This is a genomic window from Aliibacillus thermotolerans, from assembly GCF_027853235.1.
Lineage (GTDB): Bacteria > Bacillota > Bacilli > Bacillales > Marinococcaceae > Aliibacillus > Aliibacillus thermotolerans.
Window position 1 is genome coordinate 62,659 of the sequence record NZ_WKJG01000083.1, and the last position, 16,728, is coordinate 79,386.

Sequence of the window (16,728 nt, forward strand, 5' to 3'; positions counted from 1 at the left end):
TGTTTATTCCATTGCAATCATATACTTCAGGAGAAAGAAATTTTTATCAGTGAAGATTAGGGAGGTGAAGGGTATGGAAAAAGTAGGGATATTAGGAACAGGAAATATGGGAGGCATGCTTCTTGAAACAATGATTGAACATGGAAAAATCAATGAAACGAATCTCTATGTGTATAATCGCACACCATCCCGGAATGAAGCCATTCGTGAGCGATTCCCACAAGTTCATCTCGCCTCCGACATCCCATCATTTCTAAAACAAGTAGATACTGTGTTTATTTGCGTTCGGCCAGGTCAATATAAGGATATTATCGATGATTTACACTGGTCGCTTACGGAACATCATATTGTCGCAACCATTACTAGTCCGGTTCGTTTAGAAGATTTAGAAGAACTGCCGGCTCGGCGGATTGTGCGCACCGTTCCGAGTATCGTCAATCGAACAGGAAAAGGACCAATGTTATTAACATTCGGTCATCGGTGGACGGAAGAAGAAAAGCAGTCATTTACCATTTGGCTCGATCAATTTGCTGAACCAATTCCCATTGACGATACGATATTACGCGTCTCCAGTGATATTGTGAGTTGCGGACCAGCCTTCATCAGTTTTCTGTTACAAAAGCTGATTGAAGCAGCAGCCAAAGAAACAGACATTTCAAGTGAAACAGCCACCAAGCTAACGGAAACAATGATGATTTCCTATGGAGAGTTACTAAGACAAGAGTACTATACATTGAGGAGTTTAACGGAAAAAGTAAATGTACCCGGCGGGATTACAGGAGAAGGATTGCAAGTGTTAGACAAATATACAGAAGAGATGTTCGAGGAAGTCTTTCGTGAAACACATAAGAAATTTGCTGCAGATCAAAAAGAAATGAAAAGATTGTTATGTTAAGAGAGGAAGAAAATCTGCTGATGGCAAACACTCCAACGTGCAACCATCAGCCCCTTTCTATTTCCTGGCTGTATTATACCATACGACATCAAAGAGAGACAGAGGAAATATGATTTTAAACAGCAATTATAATTTCTTTGCGACAAAAAAGAGGCGCTCACTATGAGGTTTTGGTGGAAGCCATGTGAAATCAGCGTACGTACCAAGGGTGTCAAAATGTTCTAAATGCAACAGCTCTTGATATGTGTCAATGGAAAAAGTTCTTTGCTGATGCACTTCAAAAAAGCGTTCATAAAAGGATGGTTCTCGTTCGAAAAATAAAGTGAGTTCTTGTAATACTTCTCCTTTTCTTGTGGTTGGGAAAATATTCCATATGTATGCAACATGTTCTCGGTCTTCCGCGAAAGAAAAACCGTGAAGGATTTCTTCTACATAATGAACAGAGTGAACATCAAAGAAAAGCAAGCCTCCATTGTTTAAATGGCGCCAAAAAGAACGGAAAGCACGGCGTATATCTTCTTTCTCCGTTAAATAATTTAAACTATCGCAAAACACAATCACGACATCATACGTTTTTCCAATGTTTAAGGAGCGCATATCTTGTTGCATCAGCAACGGTTCGGAAGACAGTGGTCGTATTTTCGTTGTTGCGATTGCTAACATTTCATTGGAAATGTCTACCCCGTCCACATCGTAGCCGTGCTTCAATAACATTTTGAGCAACGTGCCCGTACCACACCCTACCTCTAAGATCCGCGGGGTAGTCGAATGATACTTTTGCAAGCCTTCTTCAAACCAATTCAACCACTGGTCATAAGGCACGTTTTCCATCAGCTCATCATAGACTTTGGCAAAATGATCGTACACCATGTATTCTCCTTTGTTTAAGAAGAGAGCACGGTACTCAATTCGACCTCAGTCGCATCTCCCCATAATTTTTCTAAGTTATAATAAGCACGTTCATCTTTATCAAAAACGTGAACGATGACATCTCCTAAATCAATCAGCACCCATTTTGCTTCAGCAAATCCTTCTAATCGCTTCACTGGATAGTTATTTTCTTGCGCGCGATCTTTAATTTCTCTCGCAATTGCTTGTACTTGTTTGCTGGAATTTCCATGACAAATGAGAAAAAAATCCGCAATCAACGAAATCCCTTCCATGTTCAGTACAACGATATCATTGGCATTTTTCTCATCCGCTGCTTTCACAGCCATTTCTAACAGTACCTCTCCATTCATTCTCCCGAATCATCCTCTCTTTTTAATTGGTTTAACATGTCATTATAGGCATGAACAGTCTCCGGAAAAATTAACTGTCGTTTGTTCACTAAAAAAGTGATCGTATTTCGAAGCGCCAAAACAATCGCTTGATCGATGCTTTCTTTTGCAACCTCTCTTACTTCATCCACCCCGGGAAACGAGCGGTTCGGTTCGATATAGTCGGAAAGATACAATATTTTTTCATACATATTCATATTTCTTTTTCCGGTAGTATGCCAAAAAATCGCCGATAATATTTTTTCATTTGTAATGCCTAATTCTTTCCGCACCAAGTATGCTCCTGCCGGGGCATGTAACACTTCTTCGCCATAATGGAGAAATTGATCTTGTCCGTTCTCCTGTAAAATATTTCTTAATTCTTCAGCGGGGCGATATTTCGCATAGTCATGAAAAATAGCAGCTAAACGAATCGCCTCTATATCTATATCTATTTCCTTCTCTTCTACTAATGAAACAGCAGTATTTAATACTCCTATTGTATGCACGTAACGTTTATTTGTTAGATGCGGTTTTACTTTCGCCAAAGCTATTTTTTTATCCATAAAGCGACCTCTCCTCGATATACTTTCTCACCCGGTCCGGGACAAAATAGCGAATCGTTTCTTTCCTTTGTACCCGTGTGCGAATCTCTGTGGAAGATATATCAATGGTGGGAATGTCAATACAGATAAGATGGTCTCGTTTTTCTTTGAAACGATAGCCTGGCCGATCCACCGCAACAAAAGTAACGAGTTTTTGTAATTCTTCAATGTCCTTCCACGTATGAAGGCTTTCTAGCATATCTCCACCGATAATAAAGTAAAAGGAAACATCTGGATATTTTTTTGTCAATTCTTCCATCGTATCAATAGTGTAAGATGGTCCTTTGCGGTCTAACTCAATCGTCGAAACAGTAAAATTCGGATGATGGTCTGTAGCTCTTTTCACCATTTCAAGACGATCTTCTGCGCTAGCCATAAAATCATGGGTTTTATGTGGGGGAAGATACACTGGAATAAACCACACTTCGTCTAAATGTAATTTCGTTCGCACTTCTTCTGCAATGATCAGGTGCGCAAGGTGGGGTGGGTCAAAGGTGCCTCCAAGTAAGCCAATTTTTTTACCCATCTTCTCCCCCTTATTGTGGCAATTCTATTTGTTTATTTTCTTTCGATTCTTTGTATAAAATAATAATATTTCCAATCACTTGTACAATCTCTGCCTTTATGTTTTCCGCCAATGTATGAGCAACATCTTCTTTTCTTTCTAAACAATTTTGTAACACATTCACTTTTATTAACTCGCGTGCTTCAATCGCTTCTTTTGTCGTTTGGATGACGTTTTCATTGACACCTGATTTTCCCACTTGTACCACGGGTTTTAACCTGTGTGCTTCTTTTCGTAAAAAACGTTTTTGTTTATTTGTTAACATCACTTGACTCCTTTAAATGTGAATGAACGACTTCTGTCATTCGCTTCGTGTCTGGTTTTATTCCTGTCCACCGCTCAAAAGCAGCACTTCCTTGTCCGACAAACATACCCACACCATTCAAAACGCGCGCTCCTTTTTCTCTTGCTTCTTTGAGCCACTTCGTCATGCGTGGATTATAAATTAAATCGCTACATAAACAATTCGGTTTCAATGGATCTACCGTCCACGGAGTCTCTTCTAAGTTTGGAGACATTCCAATAGATGTCGTATTAATGATGACATCGAATGTGGGCGTTTCTTTTTCCGCTTCTTTTTTATCTAAAACACGGTACGTTCCTTCACCGGGAAGATGATGAACAATGTCTTCAGCTTTCGATAATGTCCGGTTTGTTATTACGAGTTCTTTTACCCCGTATCGTGCTAGTCCTACAGCAACCGCTCTCGCCGCTCCTCCCGCTCCAATCATTAAGACGCGATAATCTTTTAATGCTTCTCCTGTTTCCGCCACAAGCGAAGCAACGTATCCAATGCCATCCGTATTGCACCCTACCCATTTTCCTTCCTCGTACACGACAGTGTTCACTGCTCCTATTTTCTCAGCATCTTCCTCTATTTCATCAATGTATTTCATCACTTCTACTTTGTGAGGAACGGTTACGTTAAAGCCGGAGAACCCCAGTGCTTTCATCCCATTTACCGCATCTTTCAAATCCTTTGGTGCGACATCAAAAGCATGGTAGTAATAAGGTAGATTGAACCGTTTAAATTGATCATTATGCATCAGGGGTGATAAAGAATGTTTCACTGGATGTCCAAGCAGTGCAAACAATTTTTCTTTTTGTCCTAACATCTATATAATTGCCTCCCTTATCGATACACCAACACCACGAGGAGCATGAATGACGACATGTACCCCCGGTTCCGTGACCGCCATCCAGCCAAGCCCATGAATCACTACATCTGTTTTTCCTTTTTTGATCGTAAAGGAATGTTTCACAAAAGGCGGGATTTGCGCAAGTGTTTTTTTCGATGGAGGAGAGAGCAATTCTCCTTTATGTTTTTCATACAATTGGTCTGCCTTTTCTAACTTTGTCCGATGTAGACGTAAGTCGTTATCGACATAAAAAACAAAGGAGTGAGGAGATCCTTTCACAAAGTCGACGCGTACAATGCCCCCAATGAATATTGTCTGTCGCTCGTTCAATTGATAGACTCTTGGCTTAATTTCTTTCGTTGGTGTAATTTCTTTTAATTCTATTGGATGTAAAAAATGAGCTACTTGCTTTTCGTTATAAATTCCCGGTGTATCATACATATGACGTCCATCATCTAATGGCAAGTCAACAAGATCCAATGTCGTCCCTGGAAAATGAGAAGTGGTGAGAAGTTGGTTTTCATCTCCGCCAAAATTTAAAATCAGTTGGTTAATAAATGTGGATTTCCCCACATTTGTACAACCGGTAATATAGACATCTTGACCTGCTCGATACATGTCTATTGCTTTGGCTGCATCTTTAATACCGATATTTTTTTCTGCGCTCATAAGCAGAACGTCCTTTACGGCAATGCCATGCTCCACCGCTTGTTTTTTTATCCATAATTTTATTTTATGTTGTTTTGTCGATTTCGGCAAAAGATCTATTTTATTAGCCAAAATGAGGACATCGTTCTTTCCAATGAACCGCTGAAAACCCGGAATCCAACTTCCTTCAAAGTCAAAAACATCTACTATTTTTACGACGAGGGCATTTTTCTTTCCAATTTCATGTAATTGATTCGTAAAATCCGTTTTCTCAACAGGCACATCTTGTAATTCATTGTAATGTTTTAACCGGAAACATCGTTGGCAGATGACGACTTCCCTCTGTAACGCTTGTGGTGGAGTGTAACCGGGTTTCTTTTTATCTTCCGTTTGGATCGTTGTTCCACAACCTGCGCATATGAATTTCCTTTTCAAGACGATTCCTCCCATGGAATGAGTCCTTTTTCTTTAAGCCGTTTCAATACTCTCCGTTCAATTTTTCGATTAATCTTCGTCAAAAATCCATCACTGGACGACACGGGAACAACTAACACCGTATGAAAGCCAGCGCGATTTCCACCAAAAATGTCTGTTAACACTTGATCTCCTATGACGATGACTTGTTCTTTCGGTAGCTTCATTTTTTTCTGCGCTTTGATAAATGCTTTCCTAAGTGGTTTTCTTGCTGAGTGAATAAAAGGGATGTTCGCTTGGGCACATACTTTTCCCACCCGTTCTTTCTTATTATTTGACACAATCGTCACTTGAAATCCTTGTTGCTCTACTAATCGAAACCAATCTAGCAATTCTGGGGTAGCCTCTGGTCGATCCCATTCAATCAACGTATTGTCTAAATCTGTAATGATCCCTTTAATATTTTTCTTACGCAAATCGTTCAAATTTAGATGATAGACAGACTGCAAGTATTGATCAGGTAAAAAATATTTTAACACAGTTTTTTCATTCCCACCCTTTATCACAATATTACTAATCACTGAGTATATCGCTAATCAGTTCTTTTGTGAACCATCTTCTTTCATCGGGAAATTTTATGATTTTTGAATGACAAAAATCGTTCGACAAATTTTTTGTTCGCCTTACTGTGGATAACCTGAATCAACAGTGAAATCCCACTTGAATATAGATTTCCCTACGTTTTTCAAGTGTTATAAACAATTTATCCACTTCATTATGTGGATAAACGAACGATTGTTCTACAGCCCATTAAATGATAAAATAGTTATACACTTTCACATACACCGTAATACACGTGATATATATATTATTTCAATGGATTGTTTGTAGGAGGGAAAATCATGGACCAATTATCAGATGAACTGCTCATGGAAGCGTATGAAAAAGCAAAACGACTGAAATTAAGTGATGATTTCGTTGCTTTAATTGAAAAAGAACTAAAAAAACGAGCAATTCCTATGGGAAACACCGTCCAGCAAAAAACTTGTATATAACAAAGAGCCTTCCATTTAATTGGCAAGGCTCTTTATTTTTACATACTCCCGTGAATCAAATACTTCCCTTTCGATTTCTTCGTGATGGGATAAAGAAAGGAGGGAAGGTTCTTGATAGAATTTTTCAATCCGATGTTGTTCAACATATTGATGAAACATCGCTCCACTATACATCAAGGCAAAAAAGACACAGAAGAAAATAATCGTATTTCTTCTTTCCATTTCTTCAGCTCCTTTTACCTTTTAGTGTGGAATAACAAAAAGAATTTTATTCTCTTTTGGCGTACTTCTACCTATTAATTAGAGACTCCAAAAGAACGTTTCTTTTTGAAATGAAAAGTTTTCTCCTGTGCATATTTCAGTTATAATATTAAAAGTGTTTTTTTCTAAAAAGTGAATTGAAAACGGACCATACTTATGGACCCTTTATGTATTCATCACCTGTTTTAAAGGAGGCCTTACATGTTTACTACATTACACTTAGCGATTATCGCTCCATTTTTCATCGCTATCGTCGTACCAATTCTATACAAATATTTTCCAAGGACACACACTGGTTGGTTCGTATTGTTTGTACCCATTTTATTGTTTTTGTATTTTTTACGGTTTATCCCTGAAACTTCTAACGGGAATACATATCACGCGGTTTTTGATTGGATCCCTTCTCTTGGCATCCAGTTTACAGCCTATGTTGACGGCTTGGGTCTTTTATTTGCGCTCCTTATCACGGGAATTGGTAGCCTTGTCGTCTTATATTCCATTTACTATTTGTCAAAGGAACAAGAAGCCCTCAACCGTTTTTATGTGTTTTTGCTCATGTTTATGGGAGCGATGTTAGGGGTTGTATTGTCAGATAATTTACTCGTCTTATATGTATTTTGGGAAGTGACAAGTATTTCTTCCTTCCTGCTCATTTCCTATTGGTATGAACGGGACAAGTCCCGATATGGCGCAATGAAATCTCTTCTTATTACCGTTGTTGGTGGTTTTGCGATGCTTGTTGGTTTCATCCTCCTTTATCAGATGACTGGAACCTTTAGCATTCAAACCATGATTCAGTCTGTTGACGATTTCACTGAACATGCGCTCTTTTTACCAACGATGCTATGCATTTTGCTTGGGGCTTTTACAAAATCTGCGCAATTTCCATTTCATATTTGGTTGCCGGACGCGATGGAAGCGCCAACACCAGTCAGTGCGTATTTACACTCTGCCACGATGGTAAAAGCAGGAATCTATTTAGTAGCAAGATTAAGCCCGATTTTTGCCATTAGCGGCGAATGGCTTTGGCTTGTGGCCGGTTTTGGAATCACCACTCTTTTCTGGGGATCATTTAACGCCGTCCGACAAACGGATTTAAAAGGAATTCTCGCTTTTTCTACCGTGAGTCAATTAGGAATGATTCTTTCCATGCTCGGAGTCGGAGCTCTTGCTTTGCATTTTGATGGCATTGACAACAATGTATACATCGGAGCCACAGCCGCCGCTCTTTTCCATCTCATGAACCACGCTACCTTTAAAGGCAGTTTATTTATGATGGTCGGTATTGTGGACCATGAAACAGGAACGAGAGACATTCGTCGACTTGGTGGTTTAATGACAATCATGCCGATCACTTTTACGATCGCGGTGATTGGAAGTTTTTCCATGGCCGGATTGCCGCCATTTAACGGATTTTTAAGTAAAGAAATGTTTTTTACAGCGATGGTCGATGTTGCTTCCTTCCAACAATTTAACATGGATACCTTTGGTGTATTGTTTCCTGTTGTAGCTTGGGTTGCAAGCGTTTTTACGTTTATTTATAGCATGATGCTTGTCTTTAAAACCTTTGGAGGAAAACTGCAACTAGGACAATTGGAGAAAAAACCACACGAGGCACCGTTTGGAATGTTACTTTCTCCGATTATTTTAATCAGTTTAGTCATTGTTTTTGGCTTTTTTCCAAATATTCTCGCGTATACCGTTATTGAACCGGCCATGGCATCAATTTTACCTTCTCTTTTAAGAAATGGAGAGCATTTTCTCGTTGATATTTATTTCTGGCACGGATGGACGGTTGAATTGTTTATGACAATGGGTGTCGTGCTCATTGGAACGGTGCTTTATCTCACTTTAAGAAAATGGAAAAGTATTTACTCGCTCTTTCCAAAGCACTTGTCCTTCAATCACCTATATGATACGACCATCACTCGTGGCGAAAGTTTATCTGCCAAAGTGACTGGCATGTACATGACAGGTTCTGTAAAACATTACTTAATATATATTTTAACGTTCTTCTCCATTTTCCTTTTATATGTACTGTTTTCTACAGATGCATTTGCATTGAATACTGATCATTTAGCACCCATTAGTATGTATGAGTGGTTACTCGCCATCGTGCTTGCTTTATCAGCAATTGCCATCATGTTTGCCAAAAATCGATTGGCTACATTAATCATTCTTGGTGTTTCAGGTTATTCAGTGGCATTATTCTTCGTGACTTTGCGGGCGCCTGACTTAGCTTTGACTCAATTAGTCATTGAGACAGTCTCTGTCGTCATGTTTCTCCTAGGTTTTTATCACTTGCCTGAAATTGCTGAGAACTTTAAAAAGGCACGTTTTCAAGTTAAAAACTTTATTATTTCATTTCTCGTCGGATTTACCGTCACTGTTATTGGAATATCGGCAAGTAGCACGCGTCTGTTTGAATCAATCGCTGATTTCTTTCCAAAAGCAAGCTACGACGAAGCCGGAGGAAATAATATGGTGAATGTTATCCTTGTTGACTTTAGAGGATTTGATACGTTATTTGAAATCCTTGTACTAACGATCGCATCGATTGGGATATTTGTCGTCATTAAACTTCGATTGAATGAAAAGGAGGAGCGATGATGAAACTGAACGATATCGTCATTCAGACCACAACAAAGTTCGTTTTATTTATAATTTTGGCCTTCTCTATTTTCATATTTTTCAATGGTCACCATCATCCAGGTGGAGGTTTTATCGGAGGTTTAATGACCAGTGCGGCAATCACCCTACTATTGCTTGCTTTTGATTTTGAGACGGTCAAACGAATTCTACCTATTGATTTCAAAATACTTACCGCAAGTGGAATGCTGATCGCTACGTTAACAGGGATGGGCGGACTCGTTTTCGGTGGCCCGTTTTTGAGTCATACTTTCGGTTATGTTCACCTTCCCTTTTTTGGTGAAGTGGAGCTAGCGACTGCGCTCCTATTCGACCTTGGCGTTTATTTCGTTGTTGTCGGGTCCGCCCTTACCATCATCGAAATGATTGGGGGCGATCAATAATGGAAATATTAATGTCAGTCATTGCAGGAATTTTATTCATGGTTGGAACGTATTTGATTTTATCGAAAAATATGATTCGGATCGTACTAGGCACAAACTTTATCAGTCATGGTGCGCATATCCTCATTCTGACAATGGCTGGGTTAAAGACAGGGGCACCCCCTTTGTTAGGATTGGAAGCAACCAATTACACAGACCCACTGCCGCAAGCGCTGATCTTAACAGCTATCGTTATTAGTTTCGGTGTGACTGCTTTTTTCCTTGTGTTAGGCTATCGGACATATAAAGTTACAGGAACGGATAACACAGATGGATTAAGGGGACCTGATTCATATGACTAACTATGTGATTTGGACATTACTTATTCCTTTACTAGCAGGAATTATCATGCTATTTATTCCTCAAAGAGTGATCTTACAACGGACGATTAGCATCATTGCAAGCATCATCTTATTAATAAATACAGTATTACTCGTCTTTCAAATACAAACAGAAGGCATTCAAAAAATGGAGCTTGGAGGATGGGCTCCTCCTTTTGGAATTATTCTTGTTGGGGACATGCTTTCCGGTTTACTCGTTCTTACAACAGCACTTGTCATAATCCCTATTCTCATTTACTCTTTCTCCTCAATTGGAGTGGAAAGAGAAAAAAAATATTATTATTCCATCTTTTTCTTTTTGGTAACGGGCGTGTTAGGTGCTTTTCTAACCGGTGACTTGTTTAACATGTTCGTTTTCTTTGAAGTGTTTTTACTCTCTTCTTATGTGCTCATCGTTCACGGTAGTACACAGAAACAACTCAGAGAATCTTTTAAATATGTGTTAATTAATATCCTATCTTCCGCTTTATTCGTCATTGGAGTTGCTTATTTATATGCGGTCATTGGTACATTGAATATGGCTCATTTAGGAGAAAGAATTGCCAGTCTTACAGAACCTGCCCCTATTTTAACGGTAATTGCGCTCATGTTTCTAATTATTTTTGGGCTAAAAGGAGCGATTTTCCCGCTTTATTTTTGGCTGCCTGCCTCTTATACAGCTCCACCAACAGCGATTGGTGCCTTGTTTGGGGCGCTTTTAACAAAAGTGGGAATCTATGCTATTTTTCGAACGTATTCTATCATTTTTGTTCATGATCCAGCTTATACCCATACCGTTCTTGGGGTACTTGCAGCATTGACAATGATATTTGGTGTCATCGGAGCTGTTGCTCATAAAGACGTCACCAAAATACTCGTCTATAACGTCATTGTGGCGGTTGGATTTGTACTCTTTGGTGTTTCTACTATGACAGAAGCTGGATACCAAGGAGCCATTTACTATGTTATTCACGATATGATCATTAAAGCGGCTCTTTTTCTCCTTATCGGGGCTTTAGTGACTGTGGGTGGAACGAAATATTTAAAACAAATGGGTGGAATCATTAAATACCATCCTGCCCTTGGTTGGCTATTTCTTGTTGCAGTATTTGCCCTCGTCGGAATTCCACCATTAAGTGGATTCATTGGGAAAGTTCTTCTCATTCAAGGAGGAACGACAGTTGGAGATTATTGGATTGTTTTTCTAATGATGGTCGCAAGTCTCCTTGTTCTCTACTCAATGATACGAATCTTTCTACAAGGTTTTTACGGAAAATCCGTCTTGTCGTCAAAAGAAGAACATGGCACCACAAAAGGACTTTTATTTCCGATTTCTCTTCTCATTGCGCTGTCCGTTCTATTAGGAATCGGAGCAGAATTTTTATATCCATTTGTACAAACAGCTACTGAAGTACTTTTACAACCGGAGCTTTATATTAATGCTGTGTTAAAGGAGTAGTTCAAATGGCATTTCAAATGATCATTCATTTTATTATTGCCTTCCTTTGGATGTTTTTGAACAATGCATGGACACTGCAGACTTTCGTCAGTGGTTTTCTCATCGGCTTAGCGATTCTATATCTTATTCGGGGATTCTTTCCACAACGATTATATGTATATTTTGTCATTGCTGCGCTGAAGCTTTTACTCATTTTTTTACGAGAACTATTTTTATCCACCGTCTCTGTTGTGAGTCAAATTATTCGCCCTAAGTTGCAAATTCAACCCGGTATTTTTGCGATGGATGTCGATTTAGAAAAAGATTGGCAAATTACACTATTAAGCTCTCTTATTACGTTAACACCAGGAACTGTCGTCGTGGACATCTCGGAAGACAATAAAACGTTATACGTTCATGCCATCCATTTACCGGACATTGAAAAAGCGAAAGATGACATTAATAATACGTTTGTGAAAGCGATTCAGGAGGTGACCCCTTAATGTTTGCGATCATTTTAAACATCTCTGCAGTATTGATTGTTTTATCTAGTCTGATCGGGTTATATCGTGTCGTAAAAGGGCCCTCCAATCCCGATCGTGTCATCACATTAGACATGATTGGCGTCAATTTAATTAGTCTTGTTGCAGTCATTACCCTCATTTTAAACACAACCGCTTTTCTGGAAGTAATATTGTTGTTAAGCATTCTCTCTTTCATTGGTACCGTTTCATTTTCAAAATTTATTACAAAGGGTGTTGTCATTGAACGGAAACGAGATTAGCTTGTTCATCGTCGGAATACTCATCTTCATTGGCGCCCTTATTAGTTTTATTAGTGCCATTGGTGTCGTGCGATTCCCGGATGTTTATACACGTTCTCATGCAGCTACCAAATCGGCTACCTTTAGTGTACTTTGTGTGTTAACAGGGGTTTTTCTTTACTTTGCTTTCGTAGAAGGATACGTTAGTGCACGGGTTTTGCTAGGGATTGTGTTCATCTTTTTGACAGCGCCAGTCGGTGGGCACTTAATGATTCGAGCTGCTCATTATTCAGGAGTCCAATTAAGTAAAGAAAGCATTCGCGATGAACTGCAAGAAAAGAAAGACAAAGAGCGGACAAAAACATCGTAATTCGCATGTAGAAAGACCTGTTTATCAAGTTTTTTCGCACAAATACGTTTAAAAAAGGAAGATTTTGTTTATAATACATTTATATCGTCGTTAATTTCACGGAAATTCCGCGTCAACACTTGACATATCAAGGATTCCTAAGTAAATTTGTAGTGTACGGACTCGATAATATTAGGAATGAAAGGGAGTTTTTGCATGAACAAAACAGATCTTATTAATGCAGTCGCTGAACAAGCAGAGCTTTCAAAGAAGGACGCTGCAAGAGCTGTAGATGCTGTTTTCGATAGCATTACAGAATCGCTTAAAAAAGGCGACAAAATTCAACTTGTTGGCTTTGGAAGTTTTGAAGTACGTGAACGTGCAGCCCGTAAAGGACGTAATCCGCAAACAGGAGCAGAAATTGAAATTCCGGCTTCAAAAAACCCTGCTTTCCGTCCTGGTAAACAATTAAAAGACGCTGTAAATTAAAGTAGAGAGAGCATGTCGTTTGGATGCTAATGTTACAGTCTCCTTCGGCAATGATCTCCATGCTTTTTGATTTGCACGATACATGATAAAGAAGCTTTTCGTTCATTTCAACATGAAGAAAAGCTTCTTTACTTCCACGTCGCGTTTATCGCTCTTTCGAAGGAACGCTCATTTCCTCTTTATAAAATTCTTGAAACAATTTGAGTAGCGCTCGCTTTTCAATTCGTGAAACATAGCTACGAGATATTCCTAATTCTTTCGCAATTTCGCGTTGTGTTTTTTCTTTTACTTCCCCGAGCCCAAAACGATAAATAATTACTTCTCTTTCTCGTTCATCTAACACGCTCATAAATTCATACGCTTTATGTTGTTCCATTTTTAGCTGAATGATATCGGCAATCTCTGGTCCATCTTCTTCAAGCACATCCATTAAATTTAATTCATTTCCTTCTTTGTCACTTCCAATCGGATCGTACAACGAAATATCTTTCCGTACTTTTTTCAACGAGCGTAAATGCATAAGTATTTCATTTTCAATGCATCTCGCTGCATACGTGGCTAGCTTCGTTCCTTTTTCCGGAGAATAGCTTTCAATCCCTTTGATTAAGCCAATTGTGCCAATGGAAATTAAATCCTCCGTATCCTCTCGCGTATTTTCAAACTTCTTCACGATGTGGGCAACGAGGCGCAAATTATGTTCAATCAAAATATTTCTTGATTCTTTACTATTATTTTTTTGCATATTTTCTAAATGGCGTTGTTCCTCTTCTTTTGACAACGGTTGAGGAAAAGCATTGTTTTTTACGTAGGAAACAAAAAGCGCCAGTTCCTTAAACAAATATACGAATAGAGCAAGTAAGCTAGACATTGGTACCGCCTCCTCAGTGAAGTCCACGGCCTTATTTCTAGCCTATGCAAGAAGATGACGCTTTTTGTTTGTCCTTTTCATTTACTTACTTTTTGCTACGAAGCCTTACATTTTCTTTCCATTGGTTGCGAACCATTTCAGCAAGGAAGGCTTGTTCTTCTTTTTTCAATGGTCTGCCGAGTTCTTCTTCAAATGTCTTTTTTAACGTATAAAATATTGTTTCTCGTTTCCGACTCCTCCTCATTCAATCTCTCCCCCGAAATTTCCTTTTTTTTCTTATTTTTATATTTATATTCCTCATTATCTTGTATTTTATCCCAAAATAATATTTCTTTCTACAATCTTCTTGGAATGAAGTAATGGTTGGATAGCAATTCAAATGAATCATTGTTCATGATGGAATTGAAAAAATTTGTTATGATGAGAGTAGGTTTCCGTATTGTGGGAGAGGGGTGAAGCAATGAAGATAAATGATGAGATGATTCGAAAAGAATCATTGATTCAACGGTTCCAACACCGAAAAGACGGCATTATTGATGAACGCCATATGAAAAGGTATGCGATATATTTGCCGATTATCGATAAAAAAGAAGAAGGATTACACGTTCTATTTGAAGTACGAGCAAAACATATGAACCGTCAACCGGGAGAAATTTGTTTTCCCGGCGGGAAAATAGACGCAAGTGATCCTTCTCCTGCTCAGGCTGCAGTTCGAGAATTGTGCGAGGAAATCGGCGTAACGGAAAAAGATACGAAGCTTGTTGGTCATTTAGACAAAATCATTTCACCTTTTAATCAAATCATTTATCCCTTTGTAGGCTTTTTAAATGAAAATGCAACGTTTTGTCCTAACCAAGAAGAGGTCGATGAACTATTTACGGTACCTCTTTCCTTTTTCCTTGAAACAGAACCAAAACGCTACGATGTCCACTTAAAAGTAGAACCCGAAAATGGTTTTCCGTATGAATGGATTCCTCATGGTAAAAATTATCCATGGAAAAAAGGAGCGATGCCCGAATACTTTTATTTTTATGAAGACTATTGTATTTGGGGACTTACAGCACGTATTATGAGACATTTTGTTGAAGAATTATAACCGGTGAAAACAATAGAGAGAGCGAACCGATTGCTTCATACGATATCGGTTCGCTCTTCTGTTACACATTCCTATCTTTTGATGTTTTTAACGAATGGATCATTTTTAAAACAACATTGGCAGAATGAACAGCTGCTTTTTCAAGAAATTGGTCATAAGATTCTCGGGCATCTTTTCCGGCTATATCACTTAAAGAACGAATGACAACAAAAGGAATATCGAATCGATAACAGACTTGCGCAATCGCTCCAGCTTCCATTTCGGCGCATTGTGGATCTTGGAACGAAGACTTTAAAAACTTGATTTTTTCTTCATTGTTCATAAAGGAATCTCCTGATAATATTAACCCTTCAAACACCGATAAACCTTCTTCTTTTACCGCTTCTTTTGCAATTTGAATCAGCGATTCATCTGCAACATATCGGGCAGGCATTTGTGGAACCTGTCCATACTCATAACCAAAGACGGTTGCATCCACATCGTTATATCTTACTTCATTTGAAATAACTACATCTCCTACTTCCAGTTCCGGATTAAAACCGCCGGCTGCTCCTGTGTTAATCACAACGTCAGGCTGGAATTGATGAATTAAAATGGCGGTACTAATGGCCGCATTCACTTTTCCAATTCCTGATTTGACAAGAACGATTTCTTGTTGATCAATATGGCCACGATGAAAAAAAGCACCACCAATTTCTTCATCAATACGATCGTCAATCTTACTTTTTAATAATTCCACTTCCTCATCCATTGCTCCAATGACAGCTATCTTCATTTGTTCCACTTCCTTTGTCATTTTTTATTGATATGGGTTATGGTCTAATTGTATCACTTCAATTGGTTGCCAACCTTCATTTTCAACAAATTGCATTGTCACTTGATATGGCTGGTCATGGGTAGACGCATCACTTACCGTTCCGATTGCGATGTTTTCTCCTCCATTTTCTAAACGCCAAATTGTCATTTCTTCCATTGGAATGGCAGTGGCGTAACGAAGAGCGTTCTCCATTTCTTTCCAATTTTGACTTCCTCTATTAAAATCATGTTGAAATGGACCTGTCTGAGAAGTTCCTACTGGTTCCCATTCTCCTAGATCAGGACCACCTACCTTTTCATCTGTATCTTCCTCTTCTTCTTTGTTTTCTCGTTCATTTGGTTCATTCGTTTCAGGGGGAGATTCAGGTGCTCGTTCTGTTTCCTCTATCCTATCGTCATCTGCTTCTTCAATGGAAGCTTCCTCATTCATAAAAAACAATTGAACCGCAAAAAAGAGAATAAGACCACCGACAACAACGATGGCTGTATTTAATAAACGATTCATTTGTTTTCTTTTTCTCATTTCTTGACGGGACAATTCTTCTTTATCTTCCAAAATCATCACCTACCATTTCTCTTTCACCCTTTTCATCATATAAAATTTTTCGACAAGATGCGATAGGAGTTTTGTCCCTGACGAAATGAAAGATTGCATCTCTTAACAAGTCAAAAAAGCA

General features: G+C 38.7%; 24 protein-coding genes. 11 read left to right on the forward strand and 13 right to left on the reverse strand.

Translation table 11 applies throughout. From position 1 onward, the window contains the following. Positions 1–73 precede the first annotated feature (73 nt). A complete protein-coding gene (gene comER, locus GJS40_RS12345) occupies positions 74–895 on the forward strand; it encodes a late competence protein ComER (RefSeq protein WP_270898157.1) in 822 nt (273 codons plus the stop codon). 126 nt (positions 896–1,021) lie between these two features. Here the strand turns inward: comER and GJS40_RS12350 are convergent, their stop codons facing one another. The 8 genes from GJS40_RS12350 to GJS40_RS12385 are packed head-to-tail and all read right to left on the reverse strand — an operon-like array spanning position 1,022 to position 6,064. Beyond that, positions 1,022–1,762 carry a class I SAM-dependent DNA methyltransferase gene (locus GJS40_RS12350; protein ID WP_270898158.1) on the reverse strand — a complete coding sequence of 247 codons (741 nt, stop codon included), beginning with the start codon at positions 1,760–1,762 and terminating at the stop codon, positions 1,022–1,024. 17 nt (positions 1,763–1,779) lie between these two features. Next, entirely contained in the window at positions 1,780–2,136 is a 357-nt protein-coding gene (rsfS, locus tag GJS40_RS12355) for a ribosome silencing factor (protein ID WP_270898159.1), read from the reverse strand. Beyond that, positions 2,133–2,720 carry a bis(5'-nucleosyl)-tetraphosphatase (symmetrical) YqeK gene (gene yqeK / locus GJS40_RS12360; RefSeq protein WP_270898160.1) on the reverse strand — a complete coding sequence of 196 codons (588 nt, stop codon included), beginning with the start codon at positions 2,718–2,720 and terminating at the stop codon, positions 2,133–2,135. Before yqeK ends, rsfS begins: the two co-directional genes overlap by 4 nt. Next, entirely contained in the window at positions 2,713–3,285 is a 573-nt protein-coding gene (locus tag GJS40_RS12365) for a nicotinate-nucleotide adenylyltransferase (protein ID WP_270898161.1), read from the reverse strand. Before GJS40_RS12365 ends, yqeK begins: the two co-directional genes overlap by 8 nt. Before the next feature lie 10 nt (positions 3,286–3,295). Then, a complete protein-coding gene (gene yhbY / locus GJS40_RS12370; RefSeq protein WP_270898162.1) occupies positions 3,296–3,589 on the reverse strand; it encodes a ribosome assembly RNA-binding protein YhbY in 294 nt (97 codons plus the stop codon). Beyond that, on the reverse strand, positions 3,576–4,439 hold the full coding sequence (aroE, locus tag GJS40_RS12375) for a shikimate dehydrogenase (protein ID WP_270898163.1): 864 nt from the start codon (positions 4,437–4,439) through the stop codon (positions 3,576–3,578). The genes yhbY and aroE overlap by 14 nt, the downstream gene beginning before the upstream one ends. Next, positions 4,440–5,546, reverse strand: a complete 1,107-nt coding sequence (yqeH, locus tag GJS40_RS12380) for a ribosome biogenesis GTPase YqeH (RefSeq protein WP_270898164.1) — start codon at positions 5,544–5,546, stop codon at positions 4,440–4,442. Then, positions 5,543–6,064 (reverse strand): YqeG family HAD IIIA-type phosphatase, encoded by a 522-nt coding sequence (locus tag GJS40_RS12385; RefSeq protein ID WP_270898165.1) that lies wholly within the window; start codon positions 6,062–6,064, stop codon positions 5,543–5,545. Before GJS40_RS12385 ends, yqeH begins: the two co-directional genes overlap by 4 nt. Positions 6,065–6,427: 363 nt before the next feature. Between GJS40_RS12385 and sda the strand changes: the two genes are divergently transcribed. Beyond that, positions 6,428–6,580, forward strand: coding sequence for a sporulation histidine kinase inhibitor Sda (gene sda, locus GJS40_RS12390; protein WP_270898166.1), 153 nt, complete (start codon positions 6,428–6,430; stop codon positions 6,578–6,580). A gap of 15 nt (positions 6,581–6,595) precedes the next feature. On the opposite strand, the gene GJS40_RS12395 is transcribed toward sda, so the two are convergent. Further along, on the reverse strand, positions 6,596–6,802 hold the full coding sequence (locus GJS40_RS12395; protein WP_270898167.1) for a hypothetical protein: 207 nt from the start codon (positions 6,800–6,802) through the stop codon (positions 6,596–6,598). Positions 6,803–7,042: 240 nt separating this feature from the next. Here GJS40_RS12395 and GJS40_RS12400 point away from each other — a divergent pair, with 240 nt between their 5' ends. The 8 genes from GJS40_RS12400 (at position 7,043) to GJS40_RS12435 (ending at position 13,271) form a co-directional block, all read left to right on the forward strand. Further along, positions 7,043–9,451, forward strand: a complete 2,409-nt coding sequence (locus tag GJS40_RS12400; protein WP_270898168.1) for a Na+/H+ antiporter subunit A — start codon at positions 7,043–7,045, stop codon at positions 9,449–9,451. Further along, positions 9,451–9,873, forward strand: a complete 423-nt coding sequence (locus GJS40_RS12405) for a Na(+)/H(+) antiporter subunit B (protein ID WP_377902125.1) — start codon at positions 9,451–9,453, stop codon at positions 9,871–9,873. The genes GJS40_RS12400 and GJS40_RS12405 overlap by 1 nt, the downstream gene beginning before the upstream one ends. Next, positions 9,873–10,214: a Na(+)/H(+) antiporter subunit C gene (locus GJS40_RS12410; protein ID WP_270898170.1), complete on the forward strand. Its 342-nt coding sequence runs from the start codon at positions 9,873–9,875 to the stop codon at positions 10,212–10,214. Before GJS40_RS12405 ends, GJS40_RS12410 begins: the two co-directional genes overlap by 1 nt. Next, the gene (locus GJS40_RS12415; RefSeq protein WP_270898171.1) at positions 10,207–11,691 is read left to right on the forward strand and encodes a Na+/H+ antiporter subunit D; all 1,485 of its coding nucleotides are present in this window, start codon (positions 10,207–10,209) and stop codon (positions 11,689–11,691) included. The genes GJS40_RS12410 and GJS40_RS12415 overlap by 8 nt, the downstream gene beginning before the upstream one ends. 5 nt (positions 11,692–11,696) lie before the next feature. Next, entirely contained in the window at positions 11,697–12,173 is a 477-nt protein-coding gene (locus tag GJS40_RS12420) for a Na+/H+ antiporter subunit E (protein WP_270898172.1), read from the forward strand. Then, a complete protein-coding gene (locus GJS40_RS12425; protein WP_270898173.1) occupies positions 12,173–12,454 on the forward strand; it encodes a Na(+)/H(+) antiporter subunit F1 in 282 nt (93 codons plus the stop codon). The genes GJS40_RS12420 and GJS40_RS12425 overlap by 1 nt, the downstream gene beginning before the upstream one ends. Continuing rightward, complete coding sequence (gene mnhG, locus GJS40_RS12430) at positions 12,435–12,803, forward strand: monovalent cation/H(+) antiporter subunit G (RefSeq protein WP_270898174.1); 369 nt, start codon at positions 12,435–12,437, stop codon at positions 12,801–12,803. The genes GJS40_RS12425 and mnhG overlap by 20 nt, the downstream gene beginning before the upstream one ends. Before the next feature lie 195 nt (positions 12,804–12,998). Next, the gene (locus tag GJS40_RS12435; RefSeq protein WP_270898175.1) at positions 12,999–13,271 is read left to right on the forward strand and encodes an HU family DNA-binding protein; all 273 of its coding nucleotides are present in this window, start codon (positions 12,999–13,001) and stop codon (positions 13,269–13,271) included. Between the two features lie 145 nt (positions 13,272–13,416). On the opposite strand, the gene sigK is transcribed toward GJS40_RS12435, so the two are convergent. Then, positions 13,417–14,139 (reverse strand): RNA polymerase sporulation sigma factor SigK, encoded by a 723-nt coding sequence (sigK, locus tag GJS40_RS12440; protein ID WP_270898176.1) that lies wholly within the window; start codon positions 14,137–14,139, stop codon positions 13,417–13,419. Positions 14,140–14,224: 85 nt separating this feature from the next. Beyond that, positions 14,225–14,383 carry a hypothetical protein gene (locus GJS40_RS12445; protein ID WP_270898177.1) on the reverse strand — a complete coding sequence of 53 codons (159 nt, stop codon included), beginning with the start codon at positions 14,381–14,383 and terminating at the stop codon, positions 14,225–14,227. A gap of 216 nt (positions 14,384–14,599) precedes the next feature. On the opposite strand from GJS40_RS12445, the gene GJS40_RS12450 reads away from it, so the two are divergent. Next, the gene (locus tag GJS40_RS12450) at positions 14,600–15,235 is read left to right on the forward strand and encodes an NUDIX hydrolase (protein WP_270898178.1); all 636 of its coding nucleotides are present in this window, start codon (positions 14,600–14,602) and stop codon (positions 15,233–15,235) included. A 61-nt stretch (positions 15,236–15,296) separates the two neighbouring features. Here the strand turns inward: GJS40_RS12450 and mtnN are convergent, their stop codons facing one another. Then, positions 15,297–16,010, reverse strand: a complete 714-nt coding sequence (gene mtnN / locus GJS40_RS12455; protein WP_270898179.1) for a 5'-methylthioadenosine/S-adenosylhomocysteine nucleosidase — start codon at positions 16,008–16,010, stop codon at positions 15,297–15,299. Positions 16,011–16,034: 24 nt separating this feature from the next. Then, on the reverse strand, positions 16,035–16,613 hold the full coding sequence (locus GJS40_RS12460; protein ID WP_270898234.1) for a YrrS family protein: 579 nt from the start codon (positions 16,611–16,613) through the stop codon (positions 16,035–16,037). Positions 16,614–16,728: the final 115 nt, after the last annotated feature.

Excerpts from the sequence above, each read along its gene's own strand:
- GJS40_RS12450 (WP_270898178.1), top strand. The coding sequence starts at position 14,600 with ATGAAGATAAATGATGAGATGATTCGAAAAGAATCATTGATTCAACGG.
- GJS40_RS12410 (WP_270898170.1), top strand. The coding sequence starts at position 9,873 with ATGGAAATATTAATGTCAGTCATTGCAGGAATTTTATTCATGGTTGGA.
- yhbY (WP_270898162.1), bottom strand. The coding sequence starts at position 3,589 with ATGTTAACAAATAAACAAAAACGTTTTTTACGAAAAGAAGCACACAGG.
- GJS40_RS12425 (WP_270898173.1), top strand. The coding sequence starts at position 12,173 with ATGTTTGCGATCATTTTAAACATCTCTGCAGTATTGATTGTTTTATCT.
- comER (WP_270898157.1), top strand. The coding sequence starts at position 74 with ATGGAAAAAGTAGGGATATTAGGAACAGGAAATATGGGAGGCATGCTT.
- GJS40_RS12395 (WP_270898167.1), bottom strand. The coding sequence starts at position 6,802 with ATGGAAAGAAGAAATACGATTATTTTCTTCTGTGTCTTTTTTGCCTTG.
- GJS40_RS12365 (WP_270898161.1), bottom strand. The coding sequence starts at position 3,285 with ATGGGTAAAAAAATTGGCTTACTTGGAGGCACCTTTGACCCACCCCAC.
- GJS40_RS12400 (WP_270898168.1), top strand. The coding sequence starts at position 7,043 with ATGTTTACTACATTACACTTAGCGATTATCGCTCCATTTTTCATCGCT.
- GJS40_RS12435 (WP_270898175.1), top strand. The coding sequence starts at position 12,999 with ATGAACAAAACAGATCTTATTAATGCAGTCGCTGAACAAGCAGAGCTT.
- GJS40_RS12415 (WP_270898171.1), top strand. The coding sequence starts at position 10,207 with ATGACTAACTATGTGATTTGGACATTACTTATTCCTTTACTAGCAGGA.
- GJS40_RS12460 (WP_270898234.1), bottom strand. The coding sequence starts at position 16,613 with ATGATTTTGGAAGATAAAGAAGAATTGTCCCGTCAAGAAATGAGAAAA.
- GJS40_RS12420 (WP_270898172.1), top strand. The coding sequence starts at position 11,697 with ATGGCATTTCAAATGATCATTCATTTTATTATTGCCTTCCTTTGGATG.
- GJS40_RS12445 (WP_270898177.1), bottom strand. The coding sequence starts at position 14,383 with ATGAGGAGGAGTCGGAAACGAGAAACAATATTTTATACGTTAAAAAAG.
- rsfS (WP_270898159.1), bottom strand. The coding sequence starts at position 2,136 with ATGAATGGAGAGGTACTGTTAGAAATGGCTGTGAAAGCAGCGGATGAG.
- GJS40_RS12405 (WP_377902125.1), top strand. The coding sequence starts at position 9,451 with ATGAAACTGAACGATATCGTCATTCAGACCACAACAAAGTTCGTTTTA.
- sigK (WP_270898176.1), bottom strand. The coding sequence starts at position 14,139 with ATGTCTAGCTTACTTGCTCTATTCGTATATTTGTTTAAGGAACTGGCG.
- yqeK (WP_270898160.1), bottom strand. The coding sequence starts at position 2,720 with ATGGATAAAAAAATAGCTTTGGCGAAAGTAAAACCGCATCTAACAAAT.
- sda (WP_270898166.1), top strand. The coding sequence starts at position 6,428 with ATGGACCAATTATCAGATGAACTGCTCATGGAAGCGTATGAAAAAGCA.
- aroE (WP_270898163.1), bottom strand. The coding sequence starts at position 4,439 with ATGTTAGGACAAAAAGAAAAATTGTTTGCACTGCTTGGACATCCAGTG.
- mtnN (WP_270898179.1), bottom strand. The coding sequence starts at position 16,010 with ATGAAGATAGCTGTCATTGGAGCAATGGATGAGGAAGTGGAATTATTA.